The organism is Actinocatenispora rupis (genome assembly GCF_016861975.1).
Lineage (GTDB): Bacteria > Actinomycetota > Actinomycetes > Mycobacteriales > Micromonosporaceae > Actinocatenispora > Actinocatenispora rupis.
On the sequence record NZ_BOMB01000023.1, the window covers coordinates 60856 to 75351 of the forward strand.

General features: G+C 73.4%; 16 protein-coding genes. 6 read left to right on the forward strand and 10 right to left on the reverse strand.

Features of this window, described 5'->3' with window-relative positions:
• Positions 1–68: 68 nt before the first annotated feature.
• On the reverse strand, positions 69–992 hold the full coding sequence (locus tag Aru02nite_RS20030; protein WP_203659897.1) for a GNAT family N-acetyltransferase: 924 nt from the start codon (positions 990–992) through the stop codon (positions 69–71).
• A gap of 91 nt (positions 993–1083) precedes the next feature.
• Here Aru02nite_RS20030 and Aru02nite_RS20035 point away from each other — a divergent pair, with 91 nt between their 5' ends.
• Complete coding sequence (locus Aru02nite_RS20035; RefSeq protein ID WP_203659899.1) at positions 1084–1353, forward strand: GlsB/YeaQ/YmgE family stress response membrane protein; 270 nt, start codon at positions 1084–1086, stop codon at positions 1351–1353.
• A 2-nt stretch (positions 1354–1355) separates the two neighbouring features.
• Here Aru02nite_RS20035 and Aru02nite_RS20040 read toward each other — a convergent pair whose 3' ends face one another.
• Genes Aru02nite_RS20040 through Aru02nite_RS20050 form a run of 3 tightly spaced genes read right to left on the reverse strand, consistent with a single transcriptional unit; the run spans position 1356 to position 2805 of the window.
• Entirely contained in the window at positions 1356–1820 is a 465-nt protein-coding gene (locus Aru02nite_RS20040; protein WP_203659901.1) for an RrF2 family transcriptional regulator, read from the reverse strand.
• A gap of 29 nt (positions 1821–1849) precedes the next feature.
• The gene (locus Aru02nite_RS20045; protein ID WP_203659903.1) at positions 1850–2530 is read right to left on the reverse strand and encodes an ATP-dependent Clp protease proteolytic subunit; all 681 of its coding nucleotides are present in this window, start codon (positions 2528–2530) and stop codon (positions 1850–1852) included.
• Positions 2527–2805 carry a helix-turn-helix domain-containing protein gene (locus Aru02nite_RS20050; RefSeq protein ID WP_203659905.1) on the reverse strand — a complete coding sequence of 93 codons (279 nt, stop codon included), beginning with the start codon at positions 2803–2805 and terminating at the stop codon, positions 2527–2529. The genes Aru02nite_RS20045 and Aru02nite_RS20050 overlap by 4 nt, the downstream gene beginning before the upstream one ends.
• Before the next feature lie 111 nt (positions 2806–2916).
• Here Aru02nite_RS20050 and Aru02nite_RS20055 point away from each other — a divergent pair, with 111 nt between their 5' ends.
• A complete protein-coding gene (locus Aru02nite_RS20055; RefSeq protein ID WP_203659907.1) occupies positions 2917–3216 on the forward strand; it encodes a hypothetical protein in 300 nt (99 codons plus the stop codon).
• Positions 3217–3220: 4 nt separating this feature from the next.
• Here the strand turns inward: Aru02nite_RS20055 and Aru02nite_RS20060 are convergent, their stop codons facing one another.
• From Aru02nite_RS20060 to Aru02nite_RS20070, 3 genes are all read right to left on the reverse strand, one after another.
• The gene (locus Aru02nite_RS20060) at positions 3221–5227 is read right to left on the reverse strand and encodes a multicopper oxidase family protein (RefSeq protein ID WP_239076820.1); all 2007 of its coding nucleotides are present in this window, start codon (positions 5225–5227) and stop codon (positions 3221–3223) included.
• A gap of 410 nt (positions 5228–5637) precedes the next feature.
• The gene (locus tag Aru02nite_RS20065; protein ID WP_203659909.1) at positions 5638–6393 is read right to left on the reverse strand and encodes an isocitrate lyase/PEP mutase family protein; all 756 of its coding nucleotides are present in this window, start codon (positions 6391–6393) and stop codon (positions 5638–5640) included.
• Positions 6390–6854, reverse strand: coding sequence for a carboxymuconolactone decarboxylase family protein (locus Aru02nite_RS20070; protein ID WP_203659911.1), 465 nt, complete (start codon positions 6852–6854; stop codon positions 6390–6392). Before Aru02nite_RS20070 ends, Aru02nite_RS20065 begins: the two co-directional genes overlap by 4 nt.
• A 46-nt stretch (positions 6855–6900) precedes the next feature.
• Between Aru02nite_RS20070 and pdxR the strand changes: the two genes are divergently transcribed.
• The gene (gene pdxR, locus Aru02nite_RS20075) at positions 6901–8301 is read left to right on the forward strand and encodes a MocR-like pyridoxine biosynthesis transcription factor PdxR (protein ID WP_203659913.1); all 1401 of its coding nucleotides are present in this window, start codon (positions 6901–6903) and stop codon (positions 8299–8301) included.
• A 435-nt stretch (positions 8302–8736) separates the two neighbouring features.
• Here pdxR and Aru02nite_RS20080 read toward each other — a convergent pair whose 3' ends face one another.
• Both Aru02nite_RS20080 and Aru02nite_RS20085 read right to left on the reverse strand, forming a co-directional pair.
• Complete coding sequence (locus Aru02nite_RS20080) at positions 8737–9537, reverse strand: phosphatase PAP2 family protein (RefSeq protein WP_203659915.1); 801 nt, start codon at positions 9535–9537, stop codon at positions 8737–8739.
• Positions 9538–9587: 50 nt separating this feature from the next.
• Positions 9588–10100 (reverse strand): hypothetical protein, encoded by a 513-nt coding sequence (locus Aru02nite_RS20085; RefSeq protein ID WP_203659916.1) that lies wholly within the window; start codon positions 10098–10100, stop codon positions 9588–9590.
• A 67-nt stretch (positions 10101–10167) separates the two neighbouring features.
• Between Aru02nite_RS20085 and add the strand changes: the two genes are divergently transcribed.
• Positions 10168–11154 carry an adenosine deaminase gene (gene add / locus Aru02nite_RS20090; RefSeq protein ID WP_203659919.1) on the forward strand — a complete coding sequence of 329 codons (987 nt, stop codon included), beginning with the start codon at positions 10168–10170 and terminating at the stop codon, positions 11152–11154.
• A 63-nt stretch (positions 11155–11217) separates the two neighbouring features.
• On the opposite strand, the gene Aru02nite_RS20095 is transcribed toward add, so the two are convergent.
• Positions 11218–11703 (reverse strand): GbsR/MarR family transcriptional regulator, encoded by a 486-nt coding sequence (locus Aru02nite_RS20095; protein ID WP_203659921.1) that lies wholly within the window; start codon positions 11701–11703, stop codon positions 11218–11220.
• An 88-nt stretch (positions 11704–11791) separates the two neighbouring features.
• Between Aru02nite_RS20095 and Aru02nite_RS20100 the strand changes: the two genes are divergently transcribed.
• Together Aru02nite_RS20100 and Aru02nite_RS20105 are read left to right on the forward strand one after the other, a co-directional pair.
• The gene (locus Aru02nite_RS20100; RefSeq protein ID WP_203659923.1) at positions 11792–12694 is read left to right on the forward strand and encodes an ABC transporter ATP-binding protein; all 903 of its coding nucleotides are present in this window, start codon (positions 11792–11794) and stop codon (positions 12692–12694) included.
• Entirely contained in the window at positions 12691–14322 is a 1632-nt protein-coding gene (locus Aru02nite_RS20105; protein WP_203659925.1) for an ABC transporter permease, read from the forward strand. Before Aru02nite_RS20100 ends, Aru02nite_RS20105 begins: the two co-directional genes overlap by 4 nt.
• Positions 14323–14496: the final 174 nt, after the last annotated feature.

The following is a 14496-nucleotide window of genomic DNA, read 5'->3' on the forward strand; positions in this document are numbered from 1 at the left end:
TCCGACCTTCGCACCATACGGGGTGGTCCGGACACCGGAACGCGGCGGCGCGGCCGGACGCGCGCGGCTCACCCCGCGGCGCCGAACTCCCGGACGCAACGCCACTGCGTCGCGTACGGCCGGTAGCCGAACGCGGCGTTGACGTGCAGCATCGGCGCGTTCTCCGCATCGTTCCCGGTGTACGCCACGGTCAACCCGGCGTCCCGGGCGCGGCGCAGGGACGCGAGCTTCACCAGCCGCGCCAACCCCCGCCCCCGGTACGCCCGGCGCGTGCCCGTCATGCCCGACCAGTACCGGGGGGTGTCGGTCTGGGCGAGCGTGAACGCGGCGACCGTACCGTCGACGACGGCGGCGACGCTCAGCGCGCGGTCCACGTCCGGCCGGTCCCAGCAGGACAGCCGCCACCCGTCGAAGTCCATCCCGTCCACCGGTACGTCGCCCGGCTCGTCCCGGCTGGCGTCCGCGTCGGCCGACCACAGCGGGCGCGGGTCCGCGGCGAAGTCCGTCCACGGCCGCAGCTCCACACCGTCCGGCACCTCCGGCAGATCCGGCAGTACGCCGAGGTCGAGGCGCAGGAAGCTGGCCGGCCGGCGCCGCACGTACCGGTGGCGCTCGGCGAAGCGCAGCGACGCGTCGTCCGCGGACACCCACGCGTGCACGTGCGTGACGCCCGTCTCCCCCAGGTACTCCTCGGCCGCGGCGAGCAGCGCGCCACCCACGCCGTGCCCACGCTCGTCCGGGTGGACGGACAGGTTCGCGAAGCCCTGGCCGGGGACGCTCGTCTCCCAGTCGACGCCGCAGCGTACGAGCCCCGCCACCCGGTCACCGTCGACGGCGACGAACGCCCGGAACCGTTGCCGCACCGGCGCACTGCCCACCTGGTACGCCAGCGCGGCCGGCGAAAGTACCAGGTAGGGGTGGGCGGCGCGGAGCACCGTGACGGCGCCCGTGACGTCGCGGGCGGGGTCCAGCACCCTGATGTCGGTCGGCACGCCGGCACGTTACCGTGCGGACGGACAGTCGCCACGCGGCCGGCACACAGGTCGCCGTGCCACCGTGGCGGGAACGTACGCGAGGAGGGGCATGCTCGGCACGATCCTGTGGGCGGTCATCGGCGGCGCGGTCATCGGCATGCTGGCCAGGCTGGTCATCCCCGGGCGGCAGCGGGTGCCGTGGTGGGCCACCGTCGGTGTCGGGGTCGTCGCCGTGTTCATCGGTACCGGACTCGCCGAGATCCTGGGCTTCCGTGACACGCCGGGCATCGACTGGAAGAAGCATCTCGTACAGTTCGGCATCGCCGTCGCCGGCGTACTGCTGCTCAGCGTCCTCGGCCGACGCCGCGCCGACCGCTGAGGTCAGGTCTGGCCGATGGTGATCCAGGCGCGCTCGTCCTCGGTGAGCGCCCGGACGTCCGGCGGCAGCTCACCGGCGACGACGTGGCCGAGGGTGACCGTCTCCAGGATCGAGCGTTCGCTCGCCCGCAGCGCGATCCACACCTCCTGCAACGGCCGGGCCGCGCCGGTGTAGTCCACCCGCTCCGGCCGCTCCCCGCGGACGCCGAGGAGGGGGCCGTCGACGGCGCGGATGATGTCCGCCAGCGAGATCTGCTCGGCCGGCCGGGCCAGCCAATATCCGCCGACGGGGCCGCGCTGGCTGCGCACCAGCCCGGCGCGGCGCAACTGGTTGAGGATGTGTTCGAGGAACTTCGGAGGGATCTCCTGGGAACGCGCCAGCTGCTCCGACGTGACCGGCCCCTCGGCGGCGGCGGCAAGCTCGGCAGCGGCGCGCAGTGCGTAATCGACCCGGGCGGACAACCGCATGCCCCGATTATCGCCCGCCGTCGATCGGCCTAGCGGGCCGGGCCGGAATCGTCGCTGGTGAGACGCTCCACCAAGCCGTACTCGACGGCCTCGGTAGCGGACATCTCGTGCCGATCGGACAGCTCCCGCTCGATCTGCGCCCGGGTGCGCCCGGTCCGCTCCGCCAGCCGTACGGCGAGGTCCTCCAGCAGGCGCAGGTGCGCGCCGGCGGCGAGGGTCACCTGGTCGGCGGTACCGGCCAGCCGGTCCACCCGCGGCTCCGACACCACGAACCGGGCATGCGGGTACGCGACGCGCTCGGTGGCCGCCGCGTACACGCCGAGGGCGGCGCCGCCGACGGTGCCGAGCGCGACCGCCCGCACCGGCGTACGCATCAGGTCGAGCACGTCCATCAGCGCGAACGCGGCCGACAGGTCACCGTCGACGCTCGACACCTGCATGGTGATCCGGCCACCGCGCGGCCCGGCCAGCGCGTCCAGCGTCATCAGCTGCGAGCCGACCCGCGACGCCAGCTCGGCCGTCACCGGGCCGGACACCGCGACGAGCTGCTGCTCGAACATCCGCTGCTCCAGCCACGGCGCCACGCCGGCCTCGGACACCGCCGGCCGCCGCTCCGGACGCCCCGGACCGGGCGTCGGCCCCCCGGGCACCTGCCACTCCGGCGTACTCCCGGGCCACGCGCCGTACCGTGCGGTCGCCGTCGCTGTCATCTGTCGCCCTCCTCGGGTGCGCGCAACCGCACCTCCAGTCGTCGGTGCACGGCGTCGGCGTACCGCTCCAGGGTGGACAGTCGGACGTCCACGCCACCGGTCTCCAGCCGGGCGACCGCGGACTGCGAGGTGCCCATCCGTTCGGCGACCTCGGTCTGCGACAGGCCCGCCCGCCGACGTTCCTCGATCAGGTCGGTGAGCAGGCCGCGGCGCCGCTCCGCCATCCCCCGGAACCCGGGGAACACGGGGAGTTCGTCGTCCTGGTCCTCCGCCATACCAGAAATGCTATACCGACTCCGGGGCACCGCCCAGCCCTGCCACGCCACCTTGACGGACGGACGACCCCCCGGTGGCGGGAGCCGGTCGGGCACGGCAGGCTGTCCGGCATGGATCTCGTGCCGGACAGCGTCGGACGCAACGACGACGGTTTCGCCTTCCGTAACACGGTGCCCGCCCAGGGGCCGGTGAACGGTGCCGCGCACCACCGCGCGCAGGACGCGGCGGCCGCCGAGGAGGTGGCCGAACGCGTCGCCACCGACCCCGCGATCGCCGAACACCCGCTCGTACAGGGGCTGCTGGTGGAACTGCCGGCCCGGGGCAGCGCGCTCCCGGACGGCTGGCTCGACCGCTGGCTGGAGGCCGCCCGCGCCTGCATGGAGCTGCTCTACGCCGACCGCGCCCGCTGACCGCTCACTCGGGGTGGTTGCCGGCGGCGTCGCCGACCCGGTACGGGCTGGTCACGTCGGCGTACATCAGGTGGAACATCATGCCGGCGGACGCGTGGTGCAGGTTGTGGCAGTGGTCCATCCAGATCCCGGGGTTGTCCGCCTTGACGGCCACCTGCCACACCTCGCCCGGCCCGACGTCGACCGTGTCCATCCACAGTGGACTGCCCTGCGGCGCCGCGCCGTTCCGGCTCAGTACGAGCATGTGGTGGCCGTGGGGGTGGATCGGGTGACTCTCGGTGCCGCGGTTGACGAGCGTGATCCGGACCAGGTCGCCGTACCGCACGCCCAGCGCGGGCACGTCCGGGTAGGTGCGGCCGTTCACGGTATACACGACGGTCGGTTTCCCGTCGTACGCGCCGATGCGTGAGTCGAACACCTGCGTGAAGTCCCGGTCGAACCGGCTGCCCGCACCGTACGGGGTGCGCGCCGGCGTGCCGTAGCGCAGCAGGTCGAGCGTGGGCGTACCGCGCTGGCCGGTGGGTGCGGGGCCGTCGCCGAGCAGCAGGCTCGCGCCGTCGCCGGTGTCGAGCAGTACGGGCGTGGCGGGCATCGTGAACGCCAGGTCGTACCGGCCGCCGGCGGGAAGGGTCGGCAGCCGGTCGCGGGTCGGCGCCGGCCCGTGCAGGTCCGTCCCGTCCACCGCGACCAGCCGGTACGCCACGCCCGTCAGCCGCGGCCGGTGACTCTCCGAGTCCGTGTTCACCAGGCGCAGCCGTACGGTGGTGCCCGGGTCGACCGCGCGCCGGGTACGACCGGTGTCCGCGCCGAGCGTCACCGCCCGCCGCTCCCCCCACTGGTGCACCGGCAGGGTCAGGTCCAGGTCGGCCGGCCGCTCCCGCCGCGGCAGTACGACGAGGGTGCCGAACAGGCCGCGCGCGACCTCCTCGCTCGCCAGTTCGTGCGAGTGGTACCAGTAGGTGCCGACCTGGTCGGCGCGGAAGCGGTAGGTGAACGAGCCGCCGGGGCGTACCGCGTCCTGGGTGACGCCGGCGACACCGTCCTCCGCGTTGGGCACGTCGTAGCCGTGCCAGTGCACGGTGACCCCGTCGTGCGGCAACGCGTTGTGCAGCGTCACCTCCACCACGTCCCCCTGGTACGCGCGGAGCGCCGGCCCCGGTACCTGCCCGTTGAACGTGAGCGCGGCGACCCGCCGCCCGCCGATGGTGACGGTCCGCTCCCGCGCGGTCAGCGTGAACCGCCGTACGGTCGCGCCGTCGTCCGGGCGTGGCCCGGTCAGGTCGCGGACGGACACCGCGTGCCCGGCGCCGTGGTGCCCGGCCGGCACCGGGCCGCCGCCCCAGTCCATCGGGCCGCCGGCCATGTCGGCGCTCGCGGGCAGCGACGTACCGAGGGCGGAGCCGACGCCGATGCCGCACAGGACGACCACCGCCAGCAGCGCGCCACCGGTCGTACGCAGCAGGCGCAGCGGCAGAGCGGGGCCGGGCCGGGCCGCGGTGTCGGCGAGTCGCCGCCACCGCATCGCATGCCGGATCCAGCACAGCGCACCGACCAGTACGGTCGCGCCGGCGAGCACGAACCCGTCCCCCACGCGCACCGGGTACGTCAGCCCGAGCGCCGCGTACACCCCGGCCAGGCCGACGAACGACGCCACCTGCACGGGCGCGATCAGGGCCGGATGCGCGGCGTCCCGGCGGGTGTGGGGCCGGCGCAGCGCCCGCCACCGGGGCCGCGCCACGAACGCCACGGCCGCGACCGCCGCGATCTGCAGCGGCAGCACGAGTACGACCCGGTCCTGCACGAACCACCAGCCGGCGCCCGCGACTCCGGCGGTGAGCGCGATCCGCGCCGCGAGCGCGCCGACCCCCAGCCAGAACAGCACGGCGACGATCCGTCCCCGCGACGCCCTTTCCGCGTACGGCAGGGTGCCGGCGACGAGTCCGGCGGCGAGCCACAGCCCGGCGAGTACGAGGGCGGCGAAGATGTCGAGCATGCCGAGTCCGACGACCATGGCCACATCGTGCGGGCGGCGACGGCCGGACCACATCGGGGCGCGACCCCACCCGGCCCCGGACATCACACCTAGGGCGTGACTTCGTAGGTTCGGTCGAGCGAGCCGGAGTGCAATCGTCGTCTCGCAGGACGGAGGTACGAGTGCGTACCGGTGTCGTATGCGCTCGTGCCAACAATGCGGCAAGGCGGCGCGCGGGCCTGGCGCAGCCCGCCAGCAACCTGCGAAGACACCCCTAGGGGTGGTGCGGTCGGTCGGGAGTCGGGGTGTTGGACGGAGCAGCGGCCCGGGGCATCCCCCGAACCCCGGGCCATCCGCCGGGATCCGGCGGTGTGCTCCGCGGTGATGAAGCTACCGACCGATCCTGGGACGAACCTGGGTGTCGGCCACGGATCGCCTTGAGACGCCGGTCAGTCCCGCAGGGACGACACCGCCGACTCGTACGCGGCCATCGCGGTGTGCCACAGCGCGCCGCCGGCCGACACCCGCGCCACACCGAGCGCGGCGAGCTGCGACACCGGCGTTTCCGGACGCCAGTGCACGTTCACCGGCCCGTCGATCCCCGCGACCAGCCGCGCCACCGCCGCCTCCGACCGCACCCCGATCGGGTACGCGCAGTCGGCGCCGGCGGCCAGATACCGGTTGGCGCGGGCGATCGCGTCGTCCACCACGTCCTCCTCCGGTACGTCACCGCGCCGCACGAACACGTCCACCCGGGCGTTCAACACCAGCGGTACGCCAGCGGCCACCGCGGCCTCGCGTACCCCGGCGAGCCGGACCGCGTGGGTGTCCACATCGGACAGTGCACCGGCGGTGGAGTCCTCGATGTTGCAGCCGACCGCGCCCGCGGCGACCAGCCGGCCGACCAGGTCCTCGGGCGCGAGACCGTACCCGTTCTCGGCGTCGACGGTCAGCGGCAGCTCGACGGCACGCGCGATCCGGGCCGCCGCGGCGAACATGTCGTCCGGCGACGCGTCACCGCCGTCCGCGTACCCGAGGGACTCGGCGACCGCGACACTGCTCGTCGCGATCACCGGAAACCCTTGCGCCGCAACGATTCGCGCGCTCGCCACGTCCCACGCGTTCGGCAGTACGACCGGGTCGCCGGGGCGGTGCATCGCGCGGAACCGTTCGGCCGCACCGGCGAGCGCGGCGGGCCCCGTCACGCCGGCGTCCGGTGCGACACGTACTCGCCGGGCTGCATGCGGGTGGCCACGGCGACCCGGTTCCAGCCGTTGATGACCGTGGTCGCCCAGACCACGAGCGCCAGCTCCTTCTCGTCGAAGTGCTCCGCGGCCGCCGCGTACACCTCGTCCGGGACGAAACCGTCGGTCAGCACCGTCACCGCCTCGGCCAGGGCCAGCGCGGCCCGCTCCCGGTCCGTGAAGAACGGCGCCTCGTGCCAGGCACTCAACGCGTACAGCCGCTGCTCGGTCTCGCCGATCGCGCGGGCGTCCTTCGTGTGCATGTCGATGCAGTACGCGCAGTGGTTGAGCTGCGACGAGCGGATCTTGATCAGTTCGAGCAGCTTCGGGTCGAGCCCCGCCCCCTCGACCGTACGGTTCAGCTCGCGCATCGCGCGGTAGATCTCCGGCTGTGCCTGGGCGATGTTCATACGCGGTTCCATGGGCTCGACAGTAGCCAGGAAATGGACCCGGATATGGTCCAATCCGATGGCTGATCAGTGGTCCATTGCCGGCGTCGACCTGTACGTCGACCTCGACGCCACCCGCCGCCGGGGCGCCGCGCTCACCGCCGCCCTGCGCGACGCCGTACGCTCCGGCCGGCTCGCCCCCGGCACCCGCCTGCCCGCCAGCCGTACCCTCGCCGCCGACCTCGGCATCGCCCGCGGCACCGTGACCGAGGCGTACCGGCAGCTCGCCGCGGAAGGCTACCTGGTCGCGCGGCAGGGCGCCGGCACCGTCGTCGCGCCGCGCGGCACCCCACCCGCCCGCGCCGGCCGCCCCGCCCGCGGCCACACCCGACCACCCGTCCGGTACGACCTGCGGCCCGGCCTCCCGGACCTGTCCGCGTTCCCGCGCCGCGACTGGCTCGCCGCCACACGTACCGCACTCGGCCGGATGGACCACGCCGCACTCGGCTGGGGCGACCCCCGCGGCCACCCCACCCTCCGCACCGAACTCGCCGCGTACGCCGGACGCGTCCGCGGCGTACAGACCGAACCCGGACAGGTCATGGTGTGCGCCGGCTTCGCGCACGGACTCGCCCTGCTCTGCGCCGTACTCCGCGACCGCGGCATCGACACCCTCGCCGTCGAAGACCCCTACCTGCCCGGATACCGGCGCATCGCCGAAGCTGCCGGCCTGCGTACCGTCGGAGTGCCCGTCGACGCCGACGGCATCGTCGTCGACGCGCTCCGCGACGTCCGCGCCGTCGTCGTCACCCCCGCCCACCAGTTCCCCATGGGCGTACCGCTCGCACCCGACCGGCGGATGGCGCTCCTCGACTGGGCCCGCGCCGTCGACGGCCTCGTCATCGAAGACGACTACGACGGCGAATTCCGCTACGACCGGCAACCCGTCGGCGCGCTCCAGGGCCTCGACCCCGACCGCGTCGTCTACGCCGGCACCGCCAGCAAGACCCTCGCCCCCGGCCTACGCCTCGGCTGGCTCGCCCTCCCGTCCGACCTCGTCGACCCCCTCACCGACCGCCGCGACACCACCGACCGGCACACCGGCATCCTCGACCAACTCACCTTCGCCGAACTCGTCGCCACCGGCGCCTACGACCGCCACGTACGACGCAGCCGCGCCCGGTACCGCCGGCGCCGCGACCACCTCGTCGCCGCCCTCGCCGCGCTCCCCCACCCACCCACCGTCACCGGCATCGCCGCCGGACTCCACGCACTCGTCGCCCTGCCGCCCGGGTACCGCGAGAGCGCGGTCGTCGCCGCCGGGCAGCGGCGCTCACTCGGGCTGACCGGGCTCTCCACGTACCGGGGTGACCGGGTCGTACGACAGCCGCAACTCGTCCTCGGGTACGGCACGCCGCCCGACCACGCGTACGGGCCGGCAGTACGGGAACTGTGCGCGGTACTCACGTCGGGCGGTTGAGGGGTGACGGCCCGACGTGGGGCGGATCCCGTCGGGCGCATCGCGTGGGGCGCATCGCATTGGGCGCATCGCGTGGGCGGATCCCGTGCGGCGGTGGGATCTCGCGGGGCGGGACTGCGGAGCGGGATCGCGGGGGATCGCGGGGGGATCGCGTAGGGCGGATCTCGTGGGGCGGATCGTCCGGGCGGTGGGATCTCGCGGGTGATCGAGAGCGGGTAGCAACGGGCGGGTCGTGGTGGCGCGGGCGGCGCGCCGGGGGGCGGGCGGCTCGCGGGGTGGCCCCGGCAGGCGGGTCGCGGGGCGGGCCGGCAGGCACGTGGTGTGGACAAAAGCCGCAAACCAGGCATTGTCCAATTGTGTCATTGTCCAACTGTTGAACAATAACACAGTTGAACAATTGGACAAACAAAGGGTGCGACAAAACCACCCGCCCCGTCAGGCCCCCGGCGTATCCGTGGCCGACTCCAACGACCGGAACGGTTCACCGGCCGGTTGCAGCAACCACAGCAGCCACACCCCGAACGCGGTGACGAGTACTCCACCGACCAGGTCGAGTACGTAGTGGTTGGCGGTTCCGAGTACGACGAGGGCGGTGCCGACCGGGTAGCAGATGGCAAGTACCCGGATGCACCAGTGCCGGGCGAGCCAGCACACCATCGCGCCGCTCCACAGCGCCCATGCGAGGTGCAGGCTCGGAAACGCCGCGTACTGCGCGGCCGTGTGGGACATGGCGCCGGTGGAGTAGTCACCGAGTCCGGGGTACCGGGCCATGGTGTCGATCATGTCGAGGCCGGGCAGGAGTCGGGGTGGGGCGACGGGAACGACGTAGTAGAGGACGAAGCCGAGGAGGGTGGGCACGACGAGCAGGAACCGCGCGTACGGGTAGGCGGCGCGGCGGCGGATGAAGATCCAGAGGAGGACGGCCGGGGTGGCGGCTTCGTGCATGGCGACGTACCAGCAGTTGGCGGCGGTGGCGAGGTACGCGTGTGCGGCGAACAGCTGGTTGAGGGGGTGTTCGGCGGCGATGCCGAGCCGGTGTTCGAGGGCGAGCAGTGCCGCCGCGTTCCGGTACGCGGGCGCGGGCGAGACGTTGAGGTGGTGCTGGATCACCGTGTACACGCCGTACCCGATGACGATGACGAGGATCTCGCGCCACCACCGCGCCGGCGCCAGCCACCACGGCTGCCGACGGGTCGGCCCGGTTCCCTCCGTTGCCCGCTCGTCGACCGCCGTCACCGCTCCATCCTGGTACTGAGATCATCCGGTACGGCTCGGAATGGCGAATTTCACGCCTGGCGCAGTGCCGTGAAGTACTGGCGGACCGGACGGGTGAGCAGTACCACGACGATCACGATGGCGAGCGCGATCGCGACCAGTTCGAGTGCGCCGAGCACGTACCAGACCGAGGGTCCGAAGTTGAAGTCGCTGCGTTCGATCTCGCCGGAGCGGTACAGGATGCCCATGAGGCTGCTGAAGCCGCCGCAGCCGCACCTGGCGACGGTGTACCCGATGCAGGTGACCCAGGAGAGGATGCGGCCGGCGGGGCGGCCCTGGTGGAGGAGGATCGCGGCGGCGCCGAGGCCGACGACGAGCAGTACGTTGATGCCGGCGTCGACGCAGGTCATGACGACGAGGCTGGTGGGGTCGCCGGGTTGCGAGAGCGTCTTGACCATGATGTAGAGCCCGACCGCGGTCTCGACCAGGCAGAAGACGATCGCGAGCGCCTCCATCAGTACGACGGTGGTGATGGCGGGCGGCTTGGTCGGTCTGGTGGGCGCAAAACCGTACGGGGGGTGCATCGCGCCAGGTTACGGCGCGCGGCCGGGCCGGCGTGCCGTTGGCCTGCCGGCTCGCTAGGTTCGGTGCGTGACGACGTACCCGAAGATCGAACTGCACGTCCACCTGGAAGGCGCGATCCGGCCGCGCACGCTGCTCGACATCGCGCGCCGCAACGGCGAGACGCTGCCCGCCGACACCGTCGAGGGCCTCGCCGAGCTGTACGAGTTCACCGACTTCGACCACTTCATCAAGGTGTGGCTGCTGACCACGAACTGTCTGCGTACCGCGGAGGACTTCACGCAGGTGGTGGTGGACTACGCGGCCGAGGCCGCCGCGCACGGCGCGGTGTACGTGGAGGGCATCTTCTCGCCGCCGGAGCGCGTCCAGCGCGGCATCGCCTGGGACACCATGTACGAGGGGTACGCCGACGGCGTGGTCGCGGCCCGCGAGCAGCACGGCGTGGAGGTACGGCTGACGCCCGACCTGTACCGCAACGGCTGCCCGGTGGACCTGGCCGAGGAGTGCGCCCGCTGGTCCGTCCGGTACGCCGACCGCGGTGTGGTGGGGCTGGGCATCGGTGGCGCGGAGGCGGGCCGCTCGGTCCGGCCGTACGTGCGGGCGTTCGACATCGCACGCGACGGCGGGCTGGCGGTCGTGCCACACGCCGGCGAGTCGGCCGGGCCGGAGTCGATCCGCGAGGTGGTCGACCTGCTGCGGCCGGACCGGATCCGGCACGGCATCCGCGCCGCGGACGATCCGGCGCTGCTGGCCGACATCGTCGCGGCCGGCACCGTACTCGACGTGTGCCCGACCTCGAACCTGCGTACCCGGGTGGTCACCGACCTGGCGGACCACCCGCTGCCGACGCTGCTCCGGGCCGGCGCGCTGTGCACGGTCAACACCGACGACCCCGCCATGTTCGGTACGGACCTGGGCCGGGAGTACGAGATCGCGGAGAAGCTGGGGGTGACGCCGGCGTCGGCGTTCGCGGCGGGTGTCGCGGGTGCGGCCTGCGACGAGCCGACCCGGGACCGGCTGCGCGCCATCGCCGCCGACACCTGGCCCACCGCCTGAGGTCGTACCCACCGGCAGGCGGGTGCGGGCACCCACGGACGCCCGCGCCCGCCACCCGTGCGGTCAGCGGGTGGCGCGGTGTTCCTGCCAGCGCTTGAGCATCTCCTGCATCTCGGCCATCAGGAAGTCCATGAAGTCGACGGACTCGGTGATGCGCGCGCCGGCGGGGGTGTCCGCGCCGAGCACCGGGATGCCCTCGCGCAGGGTGTCCTGAAGTTGGAGCAGCATCTGGTCGCGACCGGTGATCGCGGCCTGCCACATGTCGTCCCGGACCACGTAGTGGTCGCGCCGGTTGCCGGGCTCCCGCTCCCGGAACGCCATCTTCACCTGCTGCAGGTACCGGATGGCGCCGGAGACGGCGGCGGGGCTGACCTTGAGCGTCTCGGCCACCTCGGCTGCGGTGAGCCGGCCGGAGTCGGCGACGAACAGCGCCGCCCACACCCGTGCGGGCATCCGCGGCAGCCCGACGGCGGTCAGCGTGGCGGCCAGCCGCTCCCGGTACCGGATGGTGCGTTCCTCGTCACGGCCTTCGCCGTCGGTCTCCGCCACTGTCGCCTCCCTCGCCGTCAACCGCCCCGCCAACTTTATACGATTTACTAACTTCACGATTTTGTGAATTCAATGTAGCGTCGATGGCATGAGCGATGCCATCTCCGTGACCGGACTGTTCAAGTCGTTCGGCCGTACGAAGGCCCTCGACGGGCTGGATCTCCACGTGAAGACGGGCGAGGTGCACGGGTTCCTCGGCCCCAACGGTGCAGGCAAGTCCACCACCATCCGGATCCTGCTCGGCCTGCTCCGCGCCGACGGCGGGACGGCGAGCCTGCTCGGCGGCGACCCGTGGCGCGACGCGACCACGCTGCACCGCCGCCTGGCGTACGTGCCGGGTGACGTGAACCTGTGGCCCACGCTGACCGGCGGCGAGGTCATCGACCTGCTCGGCCGGCTGCGCGGCGGACTCGACCCGAAGCGCCGCGCCGAGCTGCTGGACCGCTTCGACCTCGACCCGCGCAAGAAGGGCCGCAGCTACTCCAAGGGCAACCGGCAGAAGGTCGCGCTGGTCGCCGCCCTCGCCTCCGACGTCGAGCTCCTCGTACTCGACGAGCCGACGTCCGGGCTGGACCCGCTGATGGAGGAGGTGTTCCGGGACTGCGTCGCCGAGGAGCGCCGCGGCGGCCGTACGGTGCTGCTGTCCAGCCACATCCTCGCCGAGGTCGAGGCGCTGTGCGACCGCGTCAGCATCATCCGCGGCGGCCGTACGGTCGAGACCGGGACGCTCGCCGAGCTGCGCCACCTGACCCGTACGTCGGTCAGCGCCGAGCTGGCCGGGCCGGTCGACGGCGTCGCCGCCATGCCCGGGGTGTACGACCTGGTCGCCGACGGCAACCGGCTGACCTGCGAGGTCGACACGGCGCGGCTGGACGAGCTGCTGCGCCGCCTCACCACCGTCGGCGTACGCAGTCTCACGAGCCAGCCGCCGACGCTGGAGCAGCTGTTCCTCCGCCACTACGAGGCGGACCGTCCGGCGGTGTCGGCATGACCGCCGTCGCCGCGCCCGCACCGGTGGCCCGCGGTACCGGGCTGGTCGGGACCGGGGCGCTGGTCCGGTTGGCGCTGCGGCGCGACCGGGTCATGCTGCCGGTCTGGCTGGGTGTGCAGTTCCTGCTCGCGGCGGGCAGCGCCAGCAGCGTCAAGGGCCTGTACGCCACGGACGCCTCACGCGAGGCGTTCGCCGCGACCGCCGGGAACAACCCCGCCACCGTCGCCATGTACGGCCCGTCCACCGACCTCGCCACCCTCGGCGGCCTCGCCACCTGGAAACTCGGCGTGTACGGTGCCGCCCTGCTCGCCCTGATGAGCATCTTCACCCTGGTCCGGCACACCCGCGGCGACGAGGAGCCCGGCCGGCTCGAACTCGTCTGCGCCGGCGTCGTCGGCCGGTACGCGGCGCTCACCGCCGGCGTGATCGTCGCCCTGGCCGCCAACCTGGTCGCCGTACCGGTCGTGGGGGTCGGGCTGATGTCCGGCGGCATCGCGGCGAGCGGCGCGTTCGCGTTCGGGTTCGCGGTCGCCGCGGCCGGGTTCGTGTTCACCGGGATCGCCGCGGTCACCGCGCAGCTCACCGAGGCGTCCCGCGCCGCGAACGGGATGGCCGCCGCCACGCTCGCCGCCGCGTACCTGCTGCGGGCCGTCGGCGACACCACCCACCAGGTGTCGTTCCTGTCGTGGATCTCGCCGCTGGGCTGGACCCTCCAGGTCCGCGCGTTCGCCGCGCACCCCCACTTCTGGGTACTCGGGCTCGCGCTGGTCGCCACCGCCGTCCTCCTCACCACCGGGTACGCGCTGTCCGGGCACCGCGACATCGGCGCCGGCCTCGTACCGCCGCGGCCGGGTCCGGCGGTCGGTGGTCCGCTGCTGCGCAGTCCGCTCGCGCTGGCCTGGCGGCTGTCCCGCGGGCTGCTGCTCGGCTGGGCGGTCGCGTTCGTGGCGGTGAGCGCCGCGCTGGGCAGCGTCGCCGCCGGCATCGCCGACTTCGCCAGCACCGCGCAGGTACGCGACATGATCACGAAGCTCGGCGGCGAGCAGAACCTCGTCGACGCGTACCTGTCGTTCGCGATGAGCGCCGCCGGCATCCTCGCCGCCGTGTACGCCACGCAGACCGTACTGCGCCTGCGTACCGAGGAGACGTCGCTGCGGGCGGAACCGCTGCTCGCCACCCGGGTCGGCCGGATCCGTTGGGCCGCAAGCCATCTGGCCGTCGCGGCGGTCGGCGTCGTCGGGCTGCTCGCGCTGGGCGGTGTGGTCGCCGGGCTCGCGCACGGCCTGCGCACCCACGACGTCGGCGGTCAGGTACCGCGGCTGCTCGCCGCCGGCCTGGTCCAGGCGCCGGCCGCGCTGCTGGTCGCCGCGATCGCCATGTTCCTCATCGGCGTACTCCCCCGGCTCAGCACGGCCGCGTGGGCGGTCCTCGGCGCGTTCCTGCTGCTCGGCGAGTTCGGCGGGCTGTTCAAGCTCAACCAGCGCGTACTCGACGTCTCGCCGTTCACGCACACGCCGAGGCTGCCCGGCGCCGACGTGACCGCGACGCCGATCGTGGCGCTGCTGCTCGTCGCCGTCGTCCTCACCGCCGCCGGCCTGATCGGCCTGCGCCGCCGCGACATCGGCTGACCCCACACCCCGGGCCGCGGTACGGATCCCCGCACCGCGGCCCGCCGCATCCCCTTGTACACCAACGGTTTCCGCCACCCCAGCGGCCGAGTACGCGAGCCCGGCACTCCCCGAACGGTGGCCCGCCAGGTACGTCCGGGCGCGGTCGATCGACGGCACCGCACCGCCGCGCCC